Here is a 25,842-nt window from a genome sequence, read left to right on the forward strand (position 1 = left end):
ACAGTCATTACGAATTTAAACGCTTACAAATGTTCCGCAACTATTTCAAAATTGCCGTTCGTAACCTGCTTCGGCATAAAGGGTTTTCCTTTATCAACATCTCCGGCCTGGCGGTGGGTATGGCCAGTGCTGTTCTCATTATCCTGTGGATACTGAGCGAGGTGCACTACGACGACTTCCATGAAAAAAAAGCCCGCATTTACCAGGTATGGAACAAGGCAACCTTCAGCGGCAAGCTACAGTGCTGGAACACCACGCCCAAGGTGCTGGCCAAATACGTGCAGCAGGATGTGCCCGAAATAGAACAGGCTACCCGCGCCGAATGGCCCAACAACTACCTGCTGACCTACCTTGAAAAACGATTGAAGTCACAGGGCAATATTGTTGATTCCAATTTCCTGCAGGTCTTTAGCTTTCCGCTGCTGCAGGGCAATCCCAAATCGGTGCTGATGGATATGCACTCGATGGTGGTAACGGAAACGCTGGCAAAAAAACTGTTTGGCGACGATAACCCCGTTGGAAAAATTGTCAAGCTTGACAACAAGGAGAACTTTACCGTTACCGGTGTGTTGAAAGATATCCCAACCAACACACGCTTCAAGTTTGAATTCCTCCTGCCATGGTCTTACCTGCGTAGGAACGGCAACGATGATGAATACTGGGGCAACAACTCCGTGTCCAACTTTGTGCTCCTGAAAGAGAACGCGACCATTGATGCGGCCAATAATAAGATTAAAAAAATTAAGGTCCGTTACGACAAAACGGAAGACCCTTCCTGGGAAATGTTTCTTTACCCGATGAGCCGCTGGCGCCTCTATGGCAATTTCACCAATGGAGTAGAAGAGGGTGGTCGCATCACCTTCGTACAACTTTTTGGGATCATTGCGGCATTCATCCTGTTGATTGCCTGTATCAACTTTATGAACTTGAGTACGGCACGCAGCGAAAAACGGGCAAGGGAAGTGGGCATCCGCAAAGTGGTGGGGGCCCGCAAAGGCGCACTAGTGGTTCAGTTCATTGGCGAGTCCATCTTGCTTTCGCTGATCGCCGGCGTCATTGCCCTTCTTCTTGTGCAGGTCAGCCTTCCGGGTTTCAACAGCCTGACCGATAAAAAGCTGTCCATCCCTTACGGTAGTTGGGAGTTCTGGCTGGCAAGCCTTGCCTTCGTGCTGCTCACCGGCTTGGTCGCCGGAAGTTACCCGGCCTTTTTTCTTTCGTCTTTCCGCCCCGTGAAAGTGCTGAAGGGGACCATCAAAACAACCAATGCATTCATCACGCCCCGAAAGGTATTGGTGGTGCTGCAGTTCACGTTTGCCATCATTCTGATCATCTGCACCATAATCGTAAAACAACAGATTGATTATGCCAGGGACCGCGAAACAGGCTACAACAAAAACAACCTGGTTTATCACTTCCTCGACGGTGACCTGGACAAAAACTACCAGCTGGTAAAAACCGAACTGCTGTCATCCGGCATTGCCACCTCTGTGACCAAAACCAGTGCGCCGCTGACGCAGGGCTGGAGCGATAGCTGGGGCTTCCAGTGGGAAGGCAAAGACCCGAACGATAAAACAGACTTTGACCGCTTTTGTTCCGACGAAGGACTGGCCAAAACAGCCGGCCTTCAGTTTGTTGCCGGTCGCGATTTTAACCTGCAGCAATTCCCAACCGATTCCACGGGTATTATCATCAACGAGTCGGCGGCCAAAGTGATGAATTTTAAAGACCCGCTGGGACAGATCGTCAAAGACAACGGCATCGACTGGCACATCGTGGGGGTGATCAAAGACTTTATCCTCCAATCGCCGTTTTATCCCACCAAGCCCATGGTCATCGAAGGCAGCAAAGGGTTTTTCAATTGCATCCACATCAAGCTGAACGAGGCCCGTTCAACGGCCGATAACCTGGCAAAGGCCGAAGCGATTTTTAAAAAATACAATCCCGAGTTCCCGTTCATTTACAAGTTTGTGGACGAGGAATACGCGAAGAAATTCGACAACGAAAAGCGGACAGCTACGCTGGCGGCACTTTTTGCCGCCCTCACAATCTTTATTTCCTGTTTGGGCCTGTTTGGCCTGGCGGCCTACATGGCGGAAAACCGGGTCAAGGAAATCGGCATCCGCAAGGTATTAGGCGCCTCGGTTGGCGGCATCACCACGCTGCCGTCCAAAGACTTTTTAAAGCTGGTGATTGTTTCCATCCTGATCGCCTCGCCAATTGCCTGGTGGGCCATGTACAAATGGCTGCAGGATTATCCTTACCGTGTCGAGATCCGGTGGTGGGTGTTTGTGGCTGCTGGCCTCACGTCCATCCTTATTGCCATCGGCACCGTTAGCTACCAGTCGGTCAGGGCAGCGATTGCCAACCCTGTGAAAAACCTGCGATCAGAATAAAAACACCAACCATGTTCAGGAACTACTTTAAAACCGCTATCCGCAATCTGCTCCGCTACAAAGGCTTTAGCTTTATCAACATCCTGAGCCTGGCCATTGGCATCACGGGCTGCCTCGTGATAGCGCTTTTTGTATACGACGAAAAAAAGTTTGACAAGGGCATACCCGGCGGAGAAAATGTGTACCGTCTTTACGACGAATATGTCGACAATGGCAATCGTCGTTTGCAGGCACCGGTGCCGCCGGCTTATGCAACGTTTTTGCAGCAGCAATATCCGGAGGTAGACACAACCGTGCGGATTTTAATGTCCGGCGACAAGTTCCTCATGGAAGTGGGAGAGAAAAGCGGTTACGAAGAAAAAGGAATTTTCACGGAAGCCTCTTTTTTCAAAATTTTCCCGCTGAAATTTTTATTCGGCGATCCTGCCACAGCACTCACGGCTCCCGGCACGATCGTATTGACGGAAGACCTGGCCAAACGTTATTTCGGCAACCTGAACCCCGTTGGTAAAACGCTCAAGATCGACAAAGGCGACTTTGAAGTAAAAGGCGTACTGGCAAAACTTCCGGAACATTTTCACCTGGATTTTCATTACCTGATGTCGCTTTCTTCTGCCGGTATTCCCAAAGAAAGGATGGAGAAGTGGACCTGGAACCAGTTCTATACCTACGTCAAACTAAAACCCGGCGCCGATGCCAGGTTGGTACAGGACAAATTCCAGGCGCATGTGAAAAAGGAAATTTACCCGACGCTGAAACAGGAAGGCAGCGTCTTTTTGCCTTTCTTTCAGCCACTGCACGACATTCACCTTAAGTCGGCGGATTTTGTGTTCGACAATGCCGTTAGGGGTAATGAAAGCTATGTGACCGGTCTGACCATCATTGCCCTCTTTGTGTTGGTAATTGCCTGTTTCAATTTCATCAACCTGGCAACGGCCCGTTCTTTCCGCAGAGCAAAGGAAATCGGCGTTCGTAAAGTGGTGGGTGCCGGCCGTAAACAGCTTGTGGTACAGTATATGGGCGAAACCGTTTTGCTTTCGGTGATCGCCATGCTGATTGCCATTGTTGCCACGATACTGCTTTTACCAGCATTGAATGGCTTCACAGGAAAGCACATTTTATTTAACCCTGTCACCAATCCGCTGCTGGCTCTGCTGGTCCTTGGTGGCGGCGTGCTGATTGGCATTTTAGCAGGCATTTACCCGGCGCTGGTGCTCTCGGGTTTTCAGCCCATCAAAGTCTTGAAGAACATGAAGCTCGCGGGCAGCGATGTTGGCTGGCTGCGGCAGGCCCTGGTGGTCGTGCAGTTTGCACTTTCCGCCTTGCTGATTGTTTCTTCGCTGGTCGTGTACAAACAAATCCAGTATCTCAATACCAAAGACCTTGGCTTCAACAAGGACCAGGTGCTTTATTTCCAGATTCGCGGCGATGTGGAGAAAAACCTGGAGACGTTCAAGCAGGCGTTGAAGCAATCCTCCGGCGTCGTATCCGTAACATCGGGTTATGGCCTGCCCGGCGACCAGTTTGCCGGTGATGGTGTGACGGTCCCGGGAAAAGAAGGCGACAAAGAATACGCTGCCAATGTGTTTATCGGCGATCCCGATTACCTGAAAACCCTTGGCCTGAAACTGGTTGCAGGCCGTGATTTCTCCAGCGAAATGAAGACCGATGAACGGGAGGCCTTTATCATCAATGAAACAGCCGTAAAAGAACTGGGCTTTGGCACACCGCAAAAAGCCCTGGGGCAAACGTTGAAGTGGGATGAATGGAATCCTGTCGACTCGCTTCATCCGCAGAAGATCGGCAAGGTGATTGGCGTGGTGCAGGACTTTCATTACAAAAACCTGCACGAAAAGGTGACGACTTCGGTGATCCAGCTTTATCCTGCAGTTACCTACAAAGTGGCCGTAAAACTTAGGACGGCTGATATGAAAAATACCATTGCCTACATCAACGATACCTGGAACAAATTCAACCCGGGATTTCCGCTTGATTACAAGTTCATGGATGAAACCTATGGCGCCATGTACAAGTCCGAAGAAAAGCTGGGAAGCCTGATCTGGATCTTCACGCTCATGGCGATTGTTGTGGGTTGTTTAGGCCTGTTTGCACTGGCCGCTTTCAATGCCGAGCAACGAACAAAGGAGATTGGCATACGCAAAGTATTGGGTGCCGGAGTGCTCAGCATTTTTGGTTTGCTGTCGAAAAGCTTTGTTCGCCTGGTGCTGCTTTCGTCGTTGCTGGCTTTCCCCGTGGCCTGGTGGGCCATGAACAAATGGCTGGCCGATTTTTCGTACCGCATTGCCATTGGCTGGTGGGTGTTCGTGGTGGCAGGTGCGGCCGCACTGACGGTTGCGCTGATCACGGTTAGTTTCCAGGCCATTCGGGCCGCGGTGGCCAACCCGGTGAAAAGTTTACGAACCGAATAAACAAAACGATATGTTCAGAAACTACTTCAAAACAGCCTGGCGAAACATTACGCGGCAAAAAGGCTACTCGTTGATAAACGTCATCGGTTTGGCAATCGGTGTGGCTGCCTGTCTTTTGATCCTGCAATATGTGTCCTTCGAATTGAGCTATGAAAATTTCCAGGTGAACAAGGATCGTATTTACCGGGTAAAGCAGGACAGGTATGACAATGGCAAACTCAGTACCGAGTGGGCGGCGGGTGCCTACGCTGTTGGTAATTCGTTCAAGGAGGAAATACCGGAAATCGAGGACTATGTAAAACTGCTTTCTAAAAACGCCGCGATTGCTGAAATCAACCATCAACCGGTGCAGATAAAGAAGGTGTTTTTTGCCAGCGGTTCTTTCTTTCGCGTCTTCACTTATCCTGTGATAGCCGGTGATGGCAACAAGGCATTGACCGAACCATTCACAGCGGCTCTGTCTGAAACAACAGCCCGGACACTGTATGGTACCACTGATGTAATTGGCAAACGCCTTAGCCTGAACCGCAACAGCGATTACACTGTGACAGCCGTGTACAAGGATGCTCCGGCCAATACGCAGGTCAAGCCTGACATCCTGCTTTCCTATGCCACCTTTGTCAAGCGCACGACCGATTCCACCGGCAAGGGACCTGAAACAGCCTGGTTGTGGGATGGCTGCCTGACTTATCTTTTGTTACGGAAAGGTGCAGATCCCCGTGCCGTTGAAAAAAAGTTTCAGCCGATTGTGGACAAGTTCACTGCAGCCGACATGAAGAAATACAATTCTGCCGTGACGTATTCTTTGCAGCCGCTCGCCGATATCCACCTGTACTCGCACTACATGGGAGAGCCGGAACCGAACGGTGATGGCAAGACGGTCTACCTGTTGTTGGGCATTGCGTTTTTTATCGTGGTGATCGCCTGGATCAATTACATCAATCTGGCCACCGCCCGTGCCATCAACCGGGCAAAGGAAGTGGGTATTCGGAAAACAGTCGGTTCGCAACGCAGCCAGTTAATTTTCCAGTTTCTTTCTGAATCGGCCTTGCTGAATGCGTTTGCATTGTTGCTGGCGTTCGTCATTGTCGTCGTTGCCATTCCCGGCTTCAACCAACTTTCGGGTCAGCATCTTTCTTTTTCATTCCTCGTGAAGTCTGATTTTTGGGTTGGCCTGATAGCTTTGTTTATTGTCGGTACGTTCTTTTCGGGATTGTATCCTGCCTTTGTTTTGTCCGGTTTCAAACCGATCGACGTGTTGAAAGGAAAAATGACCACCACATCCAAGGGTTCTGTGCTGAGGAAAGGGTTGGTAGTGTTTCAGTTTACGGCCTCCCTCTTTTTATTGATCGGCACACTGGCTGTTTATCAGCAAATCCAATACATGCGCAAGCAGTCGTTGGGTATAAACATCGATCAAACCCTGGTGGTAAATCGTCCGGTGGTACTGACGGATTCCACCTATCTGCGAAACATGACGGCATTGAAGGAAGCGCTAAGCCAGCAGACATCCGTTAAAGGTGTCACCATCTCAACCAGTATTCCCGGCGAACCGGTGGATTGGAATGCTGGAGGGATAAAGCTGGTTGGTACCGACGAATCGACACAAAAGCAATACCGCGTTATTGGCGTGGATTACGATTACCTGAAATTGTACGGCATAAAACTTATTGCCGGTCGTCCCTTTTCCAAAGATTACGGCAGTGATGACCATGCCGTTATTTTCACGAAAAAGGGGTTTGAGCAATTGGGTTTGGCGAAACCGGAAGATGCCGTGGGGAAAAAGATTGATTTTTGGGGCGAGCAGTTCACGATCGTAGGTATCGCAGATAATTTCCACCAGCAATCCTTGCGGGAAGATTTCGAGCCGCTGATCTTTCGCTTGATCCCGGATGTGCAGGGTTTCCTGTCAATTAAAACACCGGCATCGAAAGCCAGCCAAACCATCGAAAACGTAAGAGCAGCCTGGAATCAATTTTTCCCCGGAAACACGTTTGAATATTTTTTTCTCGATGATCATTTCGACGAGCAGTACAAGGCCGATCAAAAGTTCGGACAGGTATTCGGGCTGTTTACTTCACTTGCCATCCTCGTTGCTTGTTTGGGCTTGTTCGGTCTTGCCTCGTTCACCACGATTCAGCGCACAAAAGAGATCGGCATCCGCAAAGTACTGGGAGCTTCCGTTCCGCAGATCCTGAAATTGTTGTACCAGGAATTTGCGTCGCTACTTGCCATTGCATTTGTTTTAGCAGTGCCATTGGCATGGTATGTCGTTTTGAGTTGGTTGCAAGGCTATGCCTTCCGAATTGATATCCATTGGTCTTACTTCATGATCCCGTTTGTGGCCATCTTTATCATTGCGTTTCTAACTGTAAGTTATCAGTCGATGAAAGCGGCGTTATCAAATCCGGTCAAGAGTTTACGAACCGAGTAAAGATGGCTCCTGGATCGAAAACCTGCAGCTAAAAAGCTGTATCGAAAACGGACAGTTTTGTGCGAATACGAACAGGGTCGTAAGCGAACAGGATAAGTAAGTATTTGCTTCCCAGTTTCTTGTGGAAGTGGTACAATTGTTCGGTTTCAAAACGGGTGTTTGCATAGACAGCAATATCGATTGTGTCGCTGATCGCTGCAAAGCAACACGCATCAAACCGAAACATTTTTCATGCTGTTCAACTTCGTAAATACGGCCTCGTGTCAAAAGGTAAAAGCGCACCATCATGCCGTTGTTGTTATGTTGAAAATTTCAAAGCCGTGCTTACATGGAAAAAATGCTGGAAACAGCAGGCAGAGGAAAAATGAAAACATAAAACCGTGTTTATGTTGAAAAACTTTTTTACGGTCGCCTGGAGAAATCTGGCGAAGCACAAGATTTTCTCCTTCATCAATATCATCGGCCTTGCCTCCGGCCTGGCCTGCTTTATTTTGATCGCCATGTACGTGGCGGATGAACTCAGCTACGACCGCTTCAACGAAAAGGCCGACCGCATCTACCGGGTCAATTCCGACGTGTTGTTTGGTGGCAACAACCTGCGGCTTGCCGTCTGCTCCGATCCGATGGGTGCCACCTTGAAGAAAGACTATCCGCAGGTGGAAGAATTTGTCCGGTTTTACAACTCCGACGGTTACCGGATGGTAAAGAAAGGAAATGAATACCTGCGGGAAAACAATGTTGCCCGTGCCGACTCAACGCTGTTCAATGTGTTTACCCTTCCGGCTATCGCCGGCAATACAAAGACCGCCTTGAATGAACCCAACACGGTTGTGCTGACAGAGTCAACGGCGAAGAAATACTTTGGAACAACAGACGTGGTGGGAAAGCAAATTGAAACCGACGAAAACCGAAGCACTATTTACAAGGTCACGGCCGTGATCAAAGACATTCCGCACAATTCGCATTTTCAGTTTGATTTTATTTTTCCCATGAAGGGCATCGACTACCAAATGGGAAATTTCCTCAGCCATAATTTTCAAACCTACATTCTCTTAAGACCCGGTACCGATTACAGGGCATTTGAAAAGAATTTCAACCAGGTAATTGACCGGTACGTAATACCGCAGGCCAAGGAGTTCATGAACATTGGTTCGATGGATGAATTTCGCAAGGCGGGCAACAATCTTTCGTACAGCCTGATGCCGCTGACCAAAATCCATCTTTACTCCGACCGCTTTCCGGAACTGGGTGTTAATGGTAACATCCAGTACGTGTACATTTTTTCGGCCGTGGCCATTTTCGTTCTGTTGCTGGCCTGCATCAATTTCATGAACCTGTCAACGGCCCGTTCCGCCGGGAGGGCAAGGGAGGTCGGCATCCGGAAGGTACTGGGTTCCGAAAAGCGATCGCTCATCCAGCAGTTCCTGCTCGAGTCCATCGTCACTTCGTTTTTGGCCACGGCACTGGCCATCGGCATTGCCGCCGTTTGTTTGCCCTGGTTTAACGAACTGTCAGGCAAGCAGCTTTCGCTGGCCGATTTTTTCCAATCGAAACAAGTTGTTTTCCTTGTGCTATTGCCGCTCATCGTTGGCCTGCTGGCCGGTGCTTACCCGGCCTTCCTGTTGTCGTCGTTCAGGCCCATCGCCGTGCTGAAAGGCCGCCTCAATGCGGGTTTCCGGCGCAGCAACCTTCGTGGTGCCCTGGTGGTTTTCCAGTTCACCACGTCCATCATCCTGATCATCGGCACCATCGTGGTGTACCGCCAGTTGAATTATGTACAAACCAAGCAGCTTGGCTTCAACAAAGACCAGGTGCTGATCGTGAACGGAACCGGCGCCCTGCGGGAACAGGCCACGGCCTTTAAGCAGGAAGTGGCAAAGCTGAGCGGCGTTTCCGGCGCTGCGTTTGCCGGCTACCTGCCGGTGGAGGGTTCGGCACGCAACGACAATACGTTTTCAACGGAAGCCGTGATGACGGCAAAGAACGGCTTCAACATGCAGGCCTGGCAGGTCGACTACGACTACCTGAACCTGATGGGCATGCAACTGGTGAAAGGACGAAATTTTTCCCGTGATTTCGGCGCCGATTCTTCCGCCGTGATCATCAATGAAACGACGGCCAAACTGATTGGCTTCGACAATCCCATTGGCAAAAAGCTTTACAGCAATTTCCAGGATATCACCGGCAACCGGCTGATCGCTTACGACATCATCGGCGTGGTGAAGGACTTTCATTTTGAATCGCTACGGCAAAATATCGGGCCTCTTTGCATGCGGCTGGGCAACCCCTCGTGGGTGACAGCCTTCAAGGTGCAGACGGGCAATCTGAAATCCCTCCTGGGCACCATCGAAAAAAAATGGAAAGCCATGGCGCCGGGCATGCCGTTCAGCTACCAGTTCCTCGATGACGCCTTCAACAGCATGTACAAGGTGGAGCAGCGCACCGGGAAACTGGGCTTAAGCCTTGCGGTGATCGCCATCCTCATCGCCTGTCTTGGCCTTCTTGGCCTTGCGATGTTTACGGCCGAACAGCGAATCAAAGAGATCGGTATCCGCAAGGTCCTGGGAGCAACGGTAACGAACCTGGTTTCCATGCTCTCGAAAGACTTTTTAAAACTGGTCCTTCTCGCTCCGGTGATTGCCTTCCCGGTTTCGTGGTGGATCATGAACAAGTGGCTGCAGGACTTTGCCTACCGCACGGCCATCGGCTGGTGGATCTTTGCCCTGGCGGCGATCATGGCCGTGGTGATCGCCCTGCTTACGGTTGGCTCGCAGGCCATTAGGGCAGCGCTGGCCAACCCGGTGAAGAACTTGAGAACAGAGTAGGAGAAAGAGCGGGATATTGGATATTGGATATTGAGATATTTGGTATAGCTAAAAACTGATTGCTGATCACTTTTATAATTCGTAAATAAAAAACTATGTTTCGTTCGTATTTGAAAATTGCCTGGAGGAATATTTGGAAGAACACGGCTTTCTCCGTCACCAATCTGTTAGGACTAACCATCGGTATGACCTGTACCATCCTCATTCTGCTGTGGGTGCAGGACGAACGGAGCTGGGACAGGTTTCATTCCAATCACAGCAACGTTTACCGCTTGTTGGTGAACCGCAATTTCAACGGTGAGATCACCACCGATGTTGCGTCGCCTTACCCGACGGCCGAAGCCCTGAAGGCGAATTTTCCGGAGGTCAAAAATGCCGCGGTGGATGATTATGGCGGAGACCATGTATTGAAGTTCAACGAAACGATCGTCAAAAAGCGTGGCTACAATACCATCAGTGGTTTTCTCAACATGTTCCAGTGGAAATTTGTGAAAGGGAATGCGGCAACGGCGTTTAGCAATCCGGAAAACATCGTGATCACCGCGTCTATGGCAAAATCGCTTTTTGGAAGCGAGGAGCCCCTGGGCAAAATGGTGAAGTTCGACAACCAGGCCCTGAAAACCGTTTCGGCCGTAGTGCAGGATCCGCCATCGAATTCAAGCTTCCAGTTTAGCTTTTTAACTTCCTTCAACCCAAGCGGTGATTTTGAAAAGCAGGCGGCTACCGATTGGGTGAACTCTTTTACCGAGACCATCGTGGAAGTGCAACCGGGCACCAATATCCCGGGGCTGAATAAAAAGATCACGGCGTTCATGAACAGCAAAACCACCGGTGGCGCCAAATTCGAATTCTTTCTTCACCCGATGGACAAATGGCGGCTCTACAGCGATTTTAAAAACGGGGTGAATACTGGTGGGTTGATTTCCTACGTGAAGCTGTTTACCATTATCGCCATCATTATCCTGGTTATCGCCTGCGTCAATTTCATGAACCTTTCTACCGCCAAATCGGAAAAGCGGGCCAAGGAAGTGGGCATTCGCAAAACGCTCGGCTCCGAACGCAGACAGTTGATTTGGCAGTTCTACAGCGAGTCGCTCATCTTTGCCTTGCTATCGTTTTTGTTGTCGGTACTGGATGTTTACACCCTGCTGCCTCTGTTCAATACATTGGTGGAAAAACAGCTTTCACTGAACGTGTTTGACCCGAAATTTTTAGCGGCATCGCTGGTGATGATCTTGCTGACAGGCCTGATTGCAGGCAGCTACCCGGCGCTTTACCTGTCTTCGTTCAATCCTGTAAAAGTTTTGAAAGGAACGTTTCTTCCGGGTAAAAATGCGGCCCTTCCAAGGAAGGTGTTGGTGGTGCTGCAGTTTGGCATTTCGGTACTGCTGATTTCCTCTACAATCTTGGTTTACCAGCAAATTCAGCATGTCAAAAACCGCGATCTTGGCTACAACCCGGCCAACCTGCTGCAGATCCCGTCGTCGCAAGACGCCAACAAAAACGCGGAGATCATCAAAAACGAGCTGCTGCAATCAGGCATGGTGGCTTCTATTACCCGCACGTCATCGCCCATCACGGCCATCTGGAATTTCACACCGGCGCCTGACTGGAAGGGTAAACCACAGGGAACAAACCTGGTGATGACAGCCATGCGTACCGATGTGGCCTTTGCCGGCACCACGAGGGCACGCATTACCCAGGGCCGTGATTTTACCACGGCACCCGTGGATTCCAACGCAATGCTGCTGAATAAATCTGCTGTGAAGATTATGCAACTTGCCGACCCGGTGGGGATGAGCATGCGCTACGGCAACCGGGATTACACCGTGGTAGGTGTAACAGACGATGTGGTCATGGGATCGCCGTATGCACCCGTGATGCCAATGATGATGATGTTGGACAAGGCCCGGGGCGGCTTTTATGTGCTTCGCCTGCGCGACGGCGTGAAACCTCAGGCGGCCCTGCCAAAAATTGAAAGCGTTTTCAAGCAGTACAACCCGGAATATCCGTTCGAGTACACCTTCGTGGACCAGGACTTCAACCGCAAGTTTGCCACCGAAGACCTGATCTCGAAACTGAGTAAGATCTTTGCAGGCCTTGCTATTTTCATTTGCTGCCTGGGCCTTTCGGGACTGGCTTCCTTTACCATCGAAAAGCGGTTCAAAGAGATCGGCATCCGCAAGGTGCTGGGCGCTTCCGTGCAGCAACTGCTTTACCTGCTCTCCAAAGAATTTTTGTTCCTGGTGTTGCTGGCGGCGCTCATCAGCATTCCCATTACGTGGTGGCTGCTGAACAACTGGCTGCAGAACTACGAGTACCACATCAACATCAGCATCTGGCTGTTTGTGGGCAGCTGCTTCAGCGTGTTGTTTTTGACGCTGCTGATCGTTTGGCTCAACGGCCTGCGGGCCGCACTGGCAAGCCCGGCGAAAAGTTTACGAACCGAATAAAACATGGTTACAAACCCGATGAAACGATAAGGTAATAACAAACCTTGAGCGAGCCAGGCAAGATCACATGAGGATACATTCAATTTATCCATTTTCAAAATTCCGGTTATGGTAAAGAATTATCTTCTGGTGGCTTTACGAAACATGCAACGAAACAAAGCCTTTACGGCCATCAACGTGTTGGGGCTTGCGCTGGGCATCGCTTGCAGTTTGCTCATTTTCCTTTGGGTGAATGATGAATACAGCATCGATAGGTTTCATCAAAACAGTCCGCAGTTGTACAGCATTTTTGAACGGCAGTACCACGACGGAACGGTCTTCGCCAACCACAACACGCCGGGGCACAGGAACTGAAAAAGGTGTACCCGGAGGTGAAATTTGCCGCTGGCTATGCCTGGAACAAAGAGGCGACGTTCGAGGCGAACAACAAGATCATCAAAGAAGGAGGAAACTACGGCGGTGAGGATTTCTTTCGCATGTTCAGTTTCCCCTTGTTGAAAGGCAGGGCGGAAACAGCCTTGGAGGAACCGCTTGCCATCGCCTTATCGAAAAAGATGGCGGAGGATTTCTTTGGCTCGGCAGAAAAAGCCTACGGCCAAACCATCCGTTTTCAAAACAAAAAAGATTTTAAAGTGACGGCTGTTTTTGACAATGTGCCGTCCAGCAGCTCGCTAAAATTTGACTATCTCCTCAACTGGGAAGAATTTTTGAACGAAAATGAGTGGGCAAAAGACTGGGGCAACAATGCGCCGGAAACCTATCTCGTACTCCGGGAAGGAACGGATGCGAAAGCCTTTGCCAAAAAGATCACCGCCTTCATTGAAAACTATTTCAAGGAACCCAATTTTAAGGTCCGTCTCGATTTGCAACCGTTTGGCGACGTGTACCTGCATTCAACTTTCAAAGACGGCGAACTTTCCGGCGGACGAATTCAGTATGTACGGTTATTTAGTGTCATCGCCATTTTCATTTTGCTGATCGCCTGCATCAACTTCATGAATCTTACTACTGCACGATCAGTGAGGCGGGCCAAGGAAATTGGTGTACGAAAAGTGGTCGGCGCTTTCCGCATCGCCCTGATCCGGCAGTTTATTGGTGAAGCACTGTTTTTTGTTTTCCTGGCGGCGATCGTGTCATTGGTTCTTGTGGCCCTGGTCATGCCGCTGTTCAATGAACTAACCCATAAGCAACTGACGGTTCCTTTTGCAGATCCGCGCTTTCTCCTGGGCTTTGCCGGCCTGATCCTCCTTACAGGGGTTGTTTCGGGTAGTTATCCCGCTTTGTACCTCTCGTCATTCAATTCAATCAGCGTTTTAAAAGGAACGATCAGGTTCAGTACCGGTGCGTTGTGGTTTCGAAAAGGACTGGTGGTTTTCCAGTTCGTTTTGTCGATTGTTCTCATTATTGGTACCATCGTGGTGAGCCGGCAAATCGATTATGTTCAGCGGATCAATCTTGGTTACGACCGTGAAAATCTACTCTATGTGCCGCTGGAAGGCGACCTGCTGAAAAACTATGCGCTTTTTAAAAACAAGGCGATGGCCCTGCTGGGCATACAGCAGGTATCACGCATTACCGATAATCCGACCAACATCAGCAACGCTACGGGTGGTGTGCAGTGGGAGGGTAAAGATCCGACCTCCATGGTGCAGTTTGCACAAGCCGCAGTGGGTTATGATTTCACCGGAACATTGAAAATACCACTGGTGCAGGGCAGGGATTTTTCAAAGGATTTTCCGACCGATTCGGCTGGTTACATCATCAACGAAACAGCCTTGAAACTGATCGGGTACAAAGATCCGGTTGGTAAAAAGCTGGTCTTCTGGCAGATGCCCGGAATGATCATTGGCGTCATCAAGGACTGTCATTTCAGTTCCTTGCACGATCCCATCCGTCCGATTGTCCTTCGTCTTGGCGAAACCGCCGATTATGGACGTGTGCTGGTCCGCACAGAACGCGGCAAGACAAGAGAGGCCCTGGCCAGCCTTGAACGCATCAGTAAGGAACTGAACCCGAAATTTCCTTTCACCTATTCTTTTTCGGACGATGACTATCAAAAGCTATATACCAGCGAGAAACTGGTGGGCAAACTTTCCAACGCGTTTGCCTTCCTGGCCATTTTTATTTCCTGTCTTGGACTGTTGGGTTTGGCCATGTTCACGGCCGAGCAACGTACCAGGGAGTTTGGCATCAGAAAGGTCCTGGGTGCGAGTGCCCGGTCGTTGTTTCAACTGCTGTCGAAGGAATTCATCGTACTGGTTCTGCTGGCGCTGTTGATTGCCTCGCCACTTGCCTGGTATTTTATGAACAGCTGGTTGCTTGATTATGCGTACCGGGTGAATCTTTCCTGGTGGATGTTTGCGCTGGCGGGTTCGGCAGCAATGATGATTGCGCTGCTGACCGTAAGTCTCCAGGCCATCAAGGCAGCCTTTGTAAACCCGGTAAAAAGTTTACGGACGGAATAACGTTCATTTTAAAAGGGAAAAAAACGAATTGGTTGATCGGACAGTGGGGGTAAACAAGAAAGGTTGTAAACCGGCATCATTACCTAAATCTTTTCTATGCTGAAAAATTATTTCAGGGTTGCTCTCCGGAGCCTTCTCAAACGCAAAGGCTATAGCCTCATCAACATCCTGGGCCTGGCAACCGGGATGGCCGTTTGTTTGCTGATCGTGCTGTTCGTGAAAAGTGAGCTCGGCTACGACCGGCACAACGAGAAAGGCGATTCCATTTACCGCGTGGTATTTGACCGTATTTACCCGGGACGGTCAACTTCGTATTCGATGATCCCGCAGTCCATCGGCCCGGCTATCCAGAAAGAGTTTCCCGAGGTGCAGGAAGTGACCCGGGTGTTCAACTTTACGGGCGGCATCGGTAATTTTTTCATGCGTGTGGGCGACAAGACGTTTGAAGAAAAAAAGGTCCTGGCGGTTGACTCCAACTTCTTCCGAGTATTTACCGGTACGTTCCTCGTTGGCAACCCGGCAACGGCCCTGCAGCAGCAGAATGCCGTGGTGCTAAGCGAAAGCGCTGCCAAAAAGATTTACGGCTCCGCAGATGCCGCGATGGGCAAGCAGTTTCAAACAGACGGCGACGGCAACAACACGTTCCTGGTTACCGGCGTTTGTAAAGACTGGCCCGGGAATTCACATTTTACGTTTGACCTGTTGCTCTCCGTGAGTGGCTTTCCCTTTATCCGGCAACCGAATCACACCGGCTTCGCGGCCCATACCTACCTGCTGCTCTCGCCCCATGCGAATCCAAAAGCACTGGAATCCAAGCTGCCTCTCGTTGTTGAAAAATACGTATCGGGAGCCATCGAGCAGGCCTTCAACCAGAGTTACCAGGACTTTAAAAAAGCCGGTAACGGCTATCATTACTACCTGCAGCCGCTGCAAAAAATTCACCTCATCTCTGACCTCGAGGCCGAGCTGAGTCCCAACGGCAGCCTGGCGTCGGTGTATATTTTTGGTGTGATCGCAGTGTTCATTCTCTTTCTTGCCTGTATCAATTTTATCAATCTTTCGACGGCACGATCCGTTGAACGGGCCAAAGAAGTGGGCATTCGAAAGACATTCGGTTCGGAGAAAAATGCGCTGATCATCCAGTTCCTGGTCGAGTCGGTGGTATTGGCCCTGTTTGCCTTGTTGCTGGCGATTGGCCTGATGTTTATTTTGCTGCCGCTTTTCAACCAGGTATCCGGGAAGAATTTAACGCATAGTTACCTTGTGCAGCCGTTGTTCCTGCTCGTGCTGGTTGTTTTTGCCATTTTGGTAGGCGTGGTGGCCGGCCTGTATCCTGCCTTTGTCCTGTCATCGTTTCAGCCCATTGAAGTCCTGAAAGGACGATTCAAATCAAACAAAAAAGGCCTTGTGTTACGCAACGGGCTGGTGGTTTTCCAGTTTGCCATTTCGGTAATCCTGATCATCGCCGCCATTGTAGTGAACCAGCAAATGCGGTACATGCTGGGCGACCGATTAGGCTTTCGCAAAGACCACATCATCATTATCGAACGTGCCGACCTTTTGGACAGGCGAACGGAATCGTTCAAGACAGAGCTGCTGAAAATCCCCGGCGTGGAGATGATAACCGGCACGTCGGCGATGCCGGGAACGCAAAACTTTTTCGGCACCAGCTGGCAGAAAGAAAATGCCAAGGAAACACTGACGGGGCGGGGGCTTGTCGTTGACGAAAATTTTGCGAAAACGCTGGGACTTGCCTTGAAAGAAGGCCGGTTTTTCTCCAAAGAATTCGGCACCGATTCGCTTTCGGTGGTGCTGAACGAAAAGGCTGTTCAGGAACTGGGCCTCGGCGCCAATCCTGTTGGCGCACGACTAACCACCCCCGATGGGTTTTTCAACGCACCTGACGGCAAGCCTTATGTGTATACCGTGGCCGGGGTTTTAAATGATTTTCATTTCCAGTCGCTGCACCAAAAAATTTCACCGCTGGTGATCACCAATTCGGCAAGAGGCAATGGGGCAAACAACCTCATGGCCGTGCGGGTGAAAGCGGACAACTTTAAAGCCGCCGTTGAAGACATTGAAAACAAGTGGCGTGAGTTTGTCAAGGACCGTCCCTTTCACTACAACTTTTTTGACCAGACACTGGCCGATCAGTACCTGGCCGAGCAAACCACGCAAAAGATCTTTACCGTGTTTTCGTCGCTGGCCATCTTCATTGCCTGTATCGGGCTTCTTGGCCTGGTAGCCTACACCACGCAGCAACGTACACGGGAGATCAGTATCCGGAAGGTATTGGGAGCAACGGCGTCCAATATCGTGAACATGCTTTCAAAGGATTTTCTCAAGCTGGTGCTGGTTACGTCCCTGATCGGTTTACCGGTGGCCTGGCTGGGGATGCACAAGTGGCTGCAGGATTTCGCGTACAGGGTAAACATCAGCTGGTGGGTATTTGTGATGGCGGCCGTTGTGGCCGTGGTGATCGCTCTGCTCACGATCAGTTTTCAGTCGCTGAAAGCTGCTTTCTCGAACCCGGTAAAAAACCTCCGCTCGGAGTAAGGCAATCCGAACGACAAGTTCAGCCGTGTATGATGAGTGATGAGCAGAAAAGTCTCTGTTCGCCATTAGCCATCGACCATTCACTATACACGTGTTACCTGTTGTAAGAAATCGTCGTCTAATCAAACTTCATTGCTGACCATAAATTAAAACGATGTTCTTCCACAATTTAAAAATCGCGTTTCGCAACCTTGCCAAGCAAAAGGTGCTGTCCTTTATCAATATCAGCGGCCTGTCGATCGGGCTGGGTTGCTTTGTGCTCTTCCTGCTTTTTGCCGTGCATGAATTTACCTACGACCGCTTTCACCAAAATGCCGCGAATATCTATCGGGTTGCCGAATGGATACAGACACCCGAACGGCAGGGCGGCGATGCCTTTGGCGGTACGCCGCTTGGCCCCGCCATTAAAGCAGATTTCAGCGATGTGAAAGCGTATGCCCGGATCCAGGCAGGGTTTGACGACAAGTTTGTCCGGGTGAACAACGACGTGACCCGCAGCAAGATTTCCTTTGCCGATCCGCAACTGTTCAAAATGTTCAGTTTTAAAACGATCGCCGGCGATGCATTTACTGCGCTGAACGATAAACAAACGGTGGTGCTGACAAAAGAAAAGGCCATCCAGCTTTTTGGCAGAACGGATGTTGTTGGCAGCCGCGTCGACATCAAAATGGGAGAGCAGTACGAGCCCTTTGTGGTGGGTGCCGTCACGGAAGATATTCCGTCCAATTCTTCGATCCGCTATAGCATTTTGGGCAGTTATGCCTACCTGATGGCTTCGGACATGGGCCGTCAAAGCGATGGTAACTGGCACATGACCATTGGCAGCGAAACCTACCTGCTGCTCGATTCAAAGTCAAACCTGGCGCAGGATGCGGGACGGCTGGCGCAGTTCCGGCGCAGTCACATGCCCGGCGAGGAAGAGGAACTAAAAAAGATGGGCGTTTGGGACGGCAAAGGTCCTTTTCCCGTCCGCTTTCTCCTGCAGCCGTTGAAAGACGTTCATACCAACCCGGCCATTGGCGGTCCTTCCGACACCATCGACCCTAAGATCATCTGGATCCTGATCGCCATCGCATCGGCCATTCTTATCATTGCCTGTATCAATTTCACCACCATTGCCATTGGCCGCTCCTCTGCCCGGGCCAAGGAAGTGGGCATTAAAAAAGTGACGGGCAGCAGGCGGGGGCAACTCATTGGACAGTTTTTGACCGAATCCATTTTACTGAGTGTTTTTGCCGTGATCCTCGGCTGCGTACTGGCGATGCTGTTGCTGCCTTTCTTCAATCAGCTCGCAGGTCGCGAACTGCATTTTTCCTTTTCGCAGTTTCCGCAGCTATTGTGGCTGTTGCTGGCGCTGACCTTGCTGACCGGTTTGTTCGCCGGCATCTACCCGGCCTTTGTGTTGTCGTCCTTCCGACCCATTGAGGCCATCAAGAACAAGATCCGGTTGGGCGGGTCCAACCTTTTTACCAAATCGTTGGTGTCTTTCCAGTTTGTCCTGTCGATTGTCCTGATCATTTCAACGCTGGTGCTGCTGCAGCAACTGAAGTTTTTGCGGACGCAGAACATCGGGTTTCAAAAAGAAAATGTGTTGGTGGTGGATGCCGACGGCACCGATGCAAAAAAGATCTACCCGCTGTTCAGGCAGATGGTGCTTTCGAATACGGCCTTCGCCGGTATCTCCGCTTCGGAAATGGGCATGGGCGAAGGGAAAGGCCTGATGGGCACCGGGTTTCAGTACGAAGGCGAAACAAAAGGCGTGATCATGTACCCCGTTGATGCGGGCTTCCTGAAGACGATGAAGATGCAACTGCTCGCAGGTCGCGATTTTAACCCGGAACTGACGACGGATACAGTAGACGCCATTATTGCCAACGAAGCCCTGCTGAAGGATTTTGGCCTGACACTTTCCACGGCTGTCGGCGCTGAATTGAAGGAGCGGCGCTTTGGCGACCAGTTGATTTCCCGCCGGATCATTGGCGTGGTGCGGAATTTCAACTATGCCAGCCTGAAACAGGAAGTGCGGCCACAAATGTTTTTCCAGCCGCCGCAATTGCAGCCCACGAAATTTTACATCCGACTGCGTAGCGGCGATCCTTCCACTGCGCTGGCCTTTCTGCAGGCGGCGTGGAAAAAACTCGCTCCTGAATTCCCGCTTCGTTATAGTTTCCTGGACGAAGACATGAACCGGTTTTATGTTTTCGAAGAACGGTGGAGCCGGGTGGCCGGCTGGGCCGGTGGCATTTGCATTTTCCTTGCCTGCCTAGGCTTGTTTGGACTGGCGGCGCTCACGGCTGTCAATCGTACGAAAGAGATCGGCATCCGCAAAGTGTTGGGTGCTTCCGTTTCTTCGATCGTGACGCTTCTTTCAAAAGATTTTCTAAAGCTGGTGCTGATCGCGTTTGTCATTGCATCACCGCTTGCCTGGCTGCTGATGCACAAATTTTTGCAGGAGTATGCCTACCGCATTTCCATCGGCTGGTGGGTATTCATCCTGACCGGCGTGGTGGCCCTTCTTGTTGCTTTTGTAACGATTGGCTCACAGGCCCTGAAATCGGCGGTGGCTAACCCCGCGAAGAATTTACGAACGGAATAGAATGGTCAACGGAAAACTCGTTTTCTATAATTTGTCTTCGTTATTCACCATTCACCACTACATACCGCCAGCCCGAATTCGTACATCGGGTGTATCAAAAACGAACACTATCGTACATTGTATACTATCTATTTTACTGATTTTCAACTTGTATAAATTTGGTACGCAATTCATTATTCAATAAACATGCTGCGTAACTATTTCAAGATTGCCCTCCGTCATTTGCAAAAAAACAAACTGTATGCGCTGGTCAACATCTTTGGTTTGTCCATCGGTATTGCCAGCTGCCTGCTGATTGGCCTTTACATCTGGCACGAGCTAAGCTTCGACCGTTTTCACAAAAATGCCGACCGCATTGCACGGGTGACCTGGCAGTACAATTTTGGTGATGCCGAAAATAAAACTGCAACCACCGGCACGAGGGTGGGCCCCGATTTTCAGCGGCACTTTCCAGAGGTAGAGGCCTATGTCCGGTTGCTGAAATACCCGAGAGTGGTGCGGTACGAGAACGCGATGTTTGATGAAAAAGCCTTTCTCTATGCGGATTCGGCTTTCTTTTCCCTGTTCTCTTTCCCGCTGCTGAAGGGCGATCCGAAAACTGTGCTGGCAGGGCCCGACAAAGTGGTGATCACGGCGTCTGCCGCAAAAAAATATTTCGGCAATGAAGACCCCGTGGGTAAAACCGTGAACGTGGGTGGCACAAAGGATTTCGTGGTTACCGGCGTGGCGAAAGACGCACCGGCGGCTTCGCAGATCCGGTTTGATTTTGTGGGAACCTTTTCGTCGCTGGGTGCAGCAAAAGAAGAAAAGTGGAACGAAGCAAACTACGTGACCTACCTTTTGTTGCAGGATGAAAAAAGCGTCCCGGTTTTGCAGAATAAGATTGATGCCTACATCCGCAACATCGCGAAAAACGAGATGCAACTGACCGGGCCGCAGTACATGGCCTACCACCTGGAGCCGCTGACCCGTGTGCACCTGCATTCGGAACTGGACGGCTTTGAGCCAAACAACAATATCCTTTACATCTACATCATGGCCGCTGTCGCCGTATTAATTCTTCTCATCGCCTGTGTCAATTACACCAACCTGAGTACGGCACAATCGGCCAGGCGCAGTGCGGAGATCAGTATGCGAAAGGTAATGGGGGCGGGCAGGGGGCAGGTATTCAGGCAATTCATCATTGAATCATTTTTACTGACTTTGCTGGCTGTTGTGCTGGCCCTGTTGCTATCGGCGTTGTTTCTGCCTGCCTTCAACCGCCTTGCCGGGAAGGAGTTTGATACCGACATATTGTTTGGGCCTGTAACACTGATTGTTTTACTGCTGGCTGCCGTTGTCATTGCCTTTGCGGCTGGTGCTTACCCGGCACTGGTTCTTTCCGGTTCCAGGCTGATCTCCACCCTAAAAGGTGGTTTTGCGTTCACCGGTTCGGCCACGTTGCGCAAATCGCTGATCGTTTTTCAATTTGTCATCTCCATCTTTCTCATCATTGCCACCATTATTATCCTGCAACAACTTTCGTTTATCCGGAACAAAGACCTTGGCTACAACAAAGAGCAGGTAGTGGTACTCCCGGTGGACAGGACAATCTCGGAGCATTACGACGAACTCAAAAAAGCACTGGCCACCAGCCTTGGCGTGGTTTCTGTTGGTGGCGCTTATGAAGCACCCACGCACATCGACTGGAGTGACGGCATCACCACCAAAGACGGGAAAAAGATCACCGTTAATGCCCTGCCCGTGGACGAGGACTTTACCAGGACGCTTGGCCTGAAGATCATTGCCGGTGAGGATTACAGCCAGACGGATGTGCTGCAGTTTGACACATCCAACGGCGGAAACAATCTTCGATATTCGTTCATGGTAAACGAATCGGCGCTGAAGCAACTGGGATGGACACCGGAAGAAGCTATCGGCAAAACCATCACCAAGGGGAATGATGGCGTGATCAAAGCCGTGGTGAAAGATTTTCATTTCCGCTCGATGCACGAGCCGATCAACCCGCTGCTGATTTTTTACGACAAGCGGATAGCGAGTTCCCTCTTTGTCAAGCTCTCGGGCAGCAACGTTTCAGCTACCCTTCAAAACCTGGAGAAGACGTGGAAAGAACGGATCAGCCATCGTCCGTTTGAATACCACTTCCTGGATGAGGAGTATGCCGAGTTGTACAAGGCCGAACAACGCACGGCTGGTGTGTTTACCGGTTTTTCTTCGCTGGCCATCCTGCTGGCCTGTCTGGGCTTGTTTGCCCTGACGGCTTTCACCATGGTGCAGCGCACCAAGGAAATCGGCATCCGCAAGGTGCTGGGAGCAACGCTGGCAGATATTTTGGCCCTGGTGGCAAAAGATTTTTTGCTCCTCGTGATCCTTGCCTTGCTGATTGCGGCACCGCTTGCGTTTTTCACCGCCAGCAAATGGCTGGATAGCTTTAGCTACAAAGTGGACCTGCACTGGTGGGTGTTTGCCGGCGCCGGTGTGGTGACGATCCTCATTGCTTTTTTTACCATCAGCCTGCAGGCCATCAAAACCGCGCTGGCCAACCCGGTAAAGAATCTACGGACACAATAGTCTTGTCAAAAGGTAGTGGTGAATGGTCGATTGGGAAACTCGCTATTCACCGCCGACCATTCGTCATTCACCCTCCACCTGGCTATCCCAAATTCGTACATTTGGTGTATCGAAAACGAACACTGTCGTATAAAGTTACTTATCTAATTACCTGATTTTCAGAAGGAAAAAAATTGGTACGCATTTCACATAACAATCAATACCAGACTGAAATTATGATCGCACTACAGCATATCTCCAAATGGTACAACATCGGCGGCAAGCCAAATTTTGTGCTGAAAGACATCAACCTGAATATCCAGGAAGGCGAGTTTCTCTCCATCATGGGACCCTCGGGTTCGGGCAAGTCTACACTGCTGAACATCATCGGCATGCTGGACCTTCCCAACGAAGGACGCTATGATTTCTTTGGCCAGTCGGTGTACGACATGAAAGAAAAGCACCGCCAGGACCTGTACAAGAAAAACATCGGATTCATCTTCCAGGCTTACCACCTGATCGATGAACTGAACGTGTACGAAAACATTGAAACACCGCTGCTGTACCAGAACGTCAAATCGTCCGAACGCAAAGCGATGGTGGGAGACATGCTCGACCGATTCAACATTGTGGGCAAGAAAGACCTGTTTCCGTCGCAGCTTTCGGGCGGGCAGCAGCAACTGGTGGGTATTGCCCGGGCCCTGATTGCAAAGCCTCGTTTGCTGCTGGCCGATGAACCTACCGGCAACCTCAACTCGAAGCAGGGTGAGGAGATCATGCAATTGTTCAAGCAGCTAAACGAAGAAGAAGGCATCACCATCATCCAGGTAACCCACTCGGAGAAAAACGCCGAATACGGCAGCCGGAAAATTGATTTGCTGGACGGTCGCATTCAGCAACACATAAAAGAGAACATCAGTTTATGAAACGCATTGCATTTTTAGGAAGCCTGTTCCTGCTCTTGCAGGCAAGCGGACTTGCACAGCCACACTACACCTTGCAGCAATGCATCGACACTGCATTGGCCAAAAATATCGGTGTACAGCAAAGCGGGCTTTTGGCCGAAGCCGCCGATGTGAACATGAAACAAGCGAGGGCCAATCTTTTGCCTGACCTGAACGCGACCCTGGATCACGGGATCAATACCGGTAGAAGCATCGATCCGTTTACCAACGGCTATGTCAACCAGTCGATCAACTACGCCAGCTATGGCGCCAGTTCCGGCGTGGTATTGTTTAACGGCTTGAACCTGCACAACCAGGTCAGGCAATACACACTTGCCTACGACGCTTCCCGCATGGAATTGCAGCAGGCAAAAGATAATCTGACGCTCAACGTGATCCTGGCTTACCTGCAGGTGTTGAATAACGAAGACCTTCTATCGTCTTCGCTTGCGCAAAAAACCGTTAGTGACAAACAACTCGAACGACTAACCATTTTAGACAAGCAAGGCGCCATCAGTCCCTCGCAGGTCACGGATGTCAAGGGACAATTGATGAATGATGAACTGTCAATCCTGAACATGCGCAACAACCTGGAGACCGCCAAGCTTTCACTGGCGCAGCTGATGAATGTACCCTACGATAAAGGCATGACCCTGGAACGCATGAATGCCGACGAGTTTTTGACAGCGTACAGTGTGAGCAGTTCCGACATTTACCAAACGGCCCTGCAACAATTTTCGCTGGTGAAGTCAGTGGAGCTACGCACAAAAAGTTCCGAATACGCCCTGAAAGCCGCCCGGAGCCGCCTGTTTCCTACCGTTACGCTGGGCGGAAGCATGCAAACCAACTACTCCAGCGTCGCGCAGAATTCGACCGGCAAAATTCCTTATAACGACCAGATCAGGAACAACGTGTTTTACAGTCTGAACCTGGGTGTGCGAATCCCGATCTTCAACTCGATGCGGTCACGGAATAACATCCGCTTGGCCGACATTGCGGTGCGCAACAACGAGCTGACGGAGGAAAACACCAAGCTGCAATTGCGCCAGCAGATCGAACAGGCCCACCTGAATATGACCAATGCCTACGATCGCTACAAAACCCTGTTAAGCCAGGTAGAGGCGTACCAGACTTCCTTTAAGGCTGCCGAGGCCCGCTTTACTGCCGGTGTGGGCACATCTGTCGATTATGTCATTGCAAAAAATAACCTGGACAGGGCCAACATCAACCTGATCGCAGCCAAATACGATTTCGTGCTGCGGAAAAAGATTCTGGATTATTACCAGAATGCGAAACTGGTACGATAAGCGACTCCCCCGGAATGTTTTGAATAACTGCGTGTCACGGAAGGAAAACCTATTTCTTTCCATGCACTTTGTTGAGCGTATAGCTGAAGTCTTCATCGCCGACCAGGAGCCTGCCCTGAGCATCGGTAAACAAAAGAATGTTTTCATCAGGCTGCAGCATGGAAAGAAACAGCTTGCCGTTTTCATCGTTCAACCGGTAAACGGTGTTTCCGTTTGTTGTTCCCATTTGTTGCCAGGTACCTGTTTTGCTGCCTTGCTGCCGCCAGGCTGTGCCCAATACCTTGTAGCGGCCAGACAGCCTTGATTTGCCGCCGGCATACAGCGTTAACTTCCATTTCAACTTATAACAGGTTGTATAGTTTCTTGCGAGCCCCGGAATACCGCAGGGCGTACGTCCAACAAAGACCACAGAATCTGTAAATGCAAATGGTGACGCTGGTTGGCCGGTATACGGATGACCGGAAGGGTCGGTACGATTGAGTGTGTAGCTCCAGCCGCCGTTTCCCACGAGCAAGGTTTTGTCGGTATCGAGCAGGTGAAGCAAGTCGCCGTTCAGATCAACAAGCGTGAGTGCGTTGGAACCATTTGTTAGTTCATACCGGGCTCCTTTTTTTGTACAGGTCCCGGCGAGGTCGATTTTTGCGCCACCGTTGATAAAGCCATTGGTATTGGGCTGGCCAATACCGTAGCGGCACGAAAGACGGTAGCGGCTATCTTCGAGTACCAGCTTCCAGCGGATAAAGTCGATTGAATCAGCCATGGAGATTCCCAGGAAAGAACGAACCAGCGGGGCTGCCGGCGTGCTGCCGGTGAACCTCCGTTCTTTTTCACTAACCGGGCAAACCGCCAACAGAATGGCCAGTAGGAGCGAAGTCATTTTTACGGTTTTT

Annotated in this window: 13 protein-coding genes; 12 read left to right on the forward strand and 1 reads right to left on the reverse strand. The window is 50.5% G+C overall.

What is annotated here, in order from left to right; translation table 11 throughout:
• The first annotated feature begins 29 nt into the window (after positions 1 to 29).
• From D6024_RS12830 to D6024_RS12885, 12 genes are all read left to right on the forward strand, one after another.
• Positions 30 to 2,393 (forward strand): ABC transporter permease, encoded by a 2,364-nt coding sequence (locus D6024_RS12830; RefSeq protein WP_121355030.1) that lies wholly within the window; start codon positions 30 to 32, stop codon positions 2,391 to 2,393.
• A gap of 11 nt (positions 2,394 to 2,404) precedes the next feature.
• Positions 2,405 to 4,822 carry an ABC transporter permease gene (locus D6024_RS12835; RefSeq protein ID WP_121355031.1) on the forward strand — a complete coding sequence of 806 codons (2,418 nt, stop codon included), beginning with the start codon at positions 2,405 to 2,407 and terminating at the stop codon, positions 4,820 to 4,822.
• Between the two features lie 10 nt (positions 4,823 to 4,832).
• Complete coding sequence (locus D6024_RS12840; protein WP_121355032.1) at positions 4,833 to 7,256, forward strand: ABC transporter permease; 2,424 nt, start codon at positions 4,833 to 4,835, stop codon at positions 7,254 to 7,256.
• 386 nt (positions 7,257 to 7,642) lie between these two features.
• The gene (locus tag D6024_RS12850) at positions 7,643 to 10,081 is read left to right on the forward strand and encodes an ABC transporter permease (RefSeq protein ID WP_121355034.1); all 2,439 of its coding nucleotides are present in this window, start codon (positions 7,643 to 7,645) and stop codon (positions 10,079 to 10,081) included.
• A gap of 95 nt (positions 10,082 to 10,176) precedes the next feature.
• Positions 10,177 to 12,534, forward strand: coding sequence for an ABC transporter permease (locus tag D6024_RS12855; RefSeq protein ID WP_121355035.1), 2,358 nt, complete (start codon positions 10,177 to 10,179; stop codon positions 12,532 to 12,534).
• A 108-nt stretch (positions 12,535 to 12,642) separates the two neighbouring features.
• Positions 12,643 to 12,888, forward strand: a complete 246-nt coding sequence (locus tag D6024_RS27040; RefSeq protein WP_205573274.1) for an ABC transporter permease — start codon at positions 12,643 to 12,645, stop codon at positions 12,886 to 12,888.
• Between the two features lie 17 nt (positions 12,889 to 12,905).
• Positions 12,906 to 14,999 carry an ABC transporter permease gene (locus tag D6024_RS12860; protein WP_205573275.1) on the forward strand — a complete coding sequence of 698 codons (2,094 nt, stop codon included), beginning with the start codon at positions 12,906 to 12,908 and terminating at the stop codon, positions 14,997 to 14,999.
• A gap of 96 nt (positions 15,000 to 15,095) precedes the next feature.
• Positions 15,096 to 17,555, forward strand: a complete 2,460-nt coding sequence (locus tag D6024_RS12865; protein ID WP_121355036.1) for an ABC transporter permease — start codon at positions 15,096 to 15,098, stop codon at positions 17,553 to 17,555.
• A 154-nt stretch (positions 17,556 to 17,709) separates the two neighbouring features.
• The gene (locus D6024_RS12870; protein ID WP_121355037.1) at positions 17,710 to 20,151 is read left to right on the forward strand and encodes an ABC transporter permease; all 2,442 of its coding nucleotides are present in this window, start codon (positions 17,710 to 17,712) and stop codon (positions 20,149 to 20,151) included.
• Between the two features lie 186 nt (positions 20,152 to 20,337).
• Complete coding sequence (locus D6024_RS12875; RefSeq protein ID WP_121355038.1) at positions 20,338 to 22,722, forward strand: ABC transporter permease; 2,385 nt, start codon at positions 20,338 to 20,340, stop codon at positions 22,720 to 22,722.
• 215 nt (positions 22,723 to 22,937) lie between these two features.
• A complete protein-coding gene (locus D6024_RS12880) occupies positions 22,938 to 23,627 on the forward strand; it encodes an ABC transporter ATP-binding protein (protein ID WP_121355039.1) in 690 nt (229 codons plus the stop codon).
• A complete protein-coding gene (locus D6024_RS12885) occupies positions 23,624 to 24,952 on the forward strand; it encodes a TolC family protein (RefSeq protein WP_121355040.1) in 1,329 nt (442 codons plus the stop codon). The genes D6024_RS12880 and D6024_RS12885 overlap by 4 nt, the downstream gene beginning before the upstream one ends.
• 49 nt (positions 24,953 to 25,001) lie before the next feature.
• On the opposite strand, the gene D6024_RS12890 is transcribed toward D6024_RS12885, so the two are convergent.
• On the reverse strand, positions 25,002 to 25,829 hold the full coding sequence (locus D6024_RS12890) for a hypothetical protein (RefSeq protein WP_121355041.1): 828 nt from the start codon (positions 25,827 to 25,829) through the stop codon (positions 25,002 to 25,004).
• Positions 25,830 to 25,842: the final 13 nt, after the last annotated feature.

This window comes from Flavisolibacter nicotianae (assembly GCF_003628535.1).
In the GTDB taxonomy this organism is placed as follows: domain Bacteria; phylum Bacteroidota; class Bacteroidia; order Chitinophagales; family Chitinophagaceae; genus Flavisolibacter; species Flavisolibacter nicotianae.

Excerpts from the sequence above, each read along its gene's own strand:
- D6024_RS12830 (WP_121355030.1), top strand. The coding sequence starts at position 30 with ATGTTCCGCAACTATTTCAAAATTGCCGTTCGTAACCTGCTTCGGCAT.
- D6024_RS12835 (WP_121355031.1), top strand. The coding sequence starts at position 2,405 with ATGTTCAGGAACTACTTTAAAACCGCTATCCGCAATCTGCTCCGCTAC.
- D6024_RS12840 (WP_121355032.1), top strand. The coding sequence starts at position 4,833 with ATGTTCAGAAACTACTTCAAAACAGCCTGGCGAAACATTACGCGGCAA.
- D6024_RS12850 (WP_121355034.1), top strand. The coding sequence starts at position 7,643 with ATGTTGAAAAACTTTTTTACGGTCGCCTGGAGAAATCTGGCGAAGCAC.
- D6024_RS12855 (WP_121355035.1), top strand. The coding sequence starts at position 10,177 with ATGTTTCGTTCGTATTTGAAAATTGCCTGGAGGAATATTTGGAAGAAC.
- D6024_RS27040 (WP_205573274.1), top strand. The coding sequence starts at position 12,643 with ATGGTAAAGAATTATCTTCTGGTGGCTTTACGAAACATGCAACGAAAC.
- D6024_RS12865 (WP_121355036.1), top strand. The coding sequence starts at position 15,096 with ATGCTGAAAAATTATTTCAGGGTTGCTCTCCGGAGCCTTCTCAAACGC.
- D6024_RS12870 (WP_121355037.1), top strand. The coding sequence starts at position 17,710 with ATGTTCTTCCACAATTTAAAAATCGCGTTTCGCAACCTTGCCAAGCAA.
- D6024_RS12875 (WP_121355038.1), top strand. The coding sequence starts at position 20,338 with ATGCTGCGTAACTATTTCAAGATTGCCCTCCGTCATTTGCAAAAAAAC.
- D6024_RS12880 (WP_121355039.1), top strand. The coding sequence starts at position 22,938 with ATGATCGCACTACAGCATATCTCCAAATGGTACAACATCGGCGGCAAG.
- D6024_RS12885 (WP_121355040.1), top strand. The coding sequence starts at position 23,624 with ATGAAACGCATTGCATTTTTAGGAAGCCTGTTCCTGCTCTTGCAGGCA.
- D6024_RS12890 (WP_121355041.1), bottom strand. The coding sequence starts at position 25,829 with ATGACTTCGCTCCTACTGGCCATTCTGTTGGCGGTTTGCCCGGTTAGT.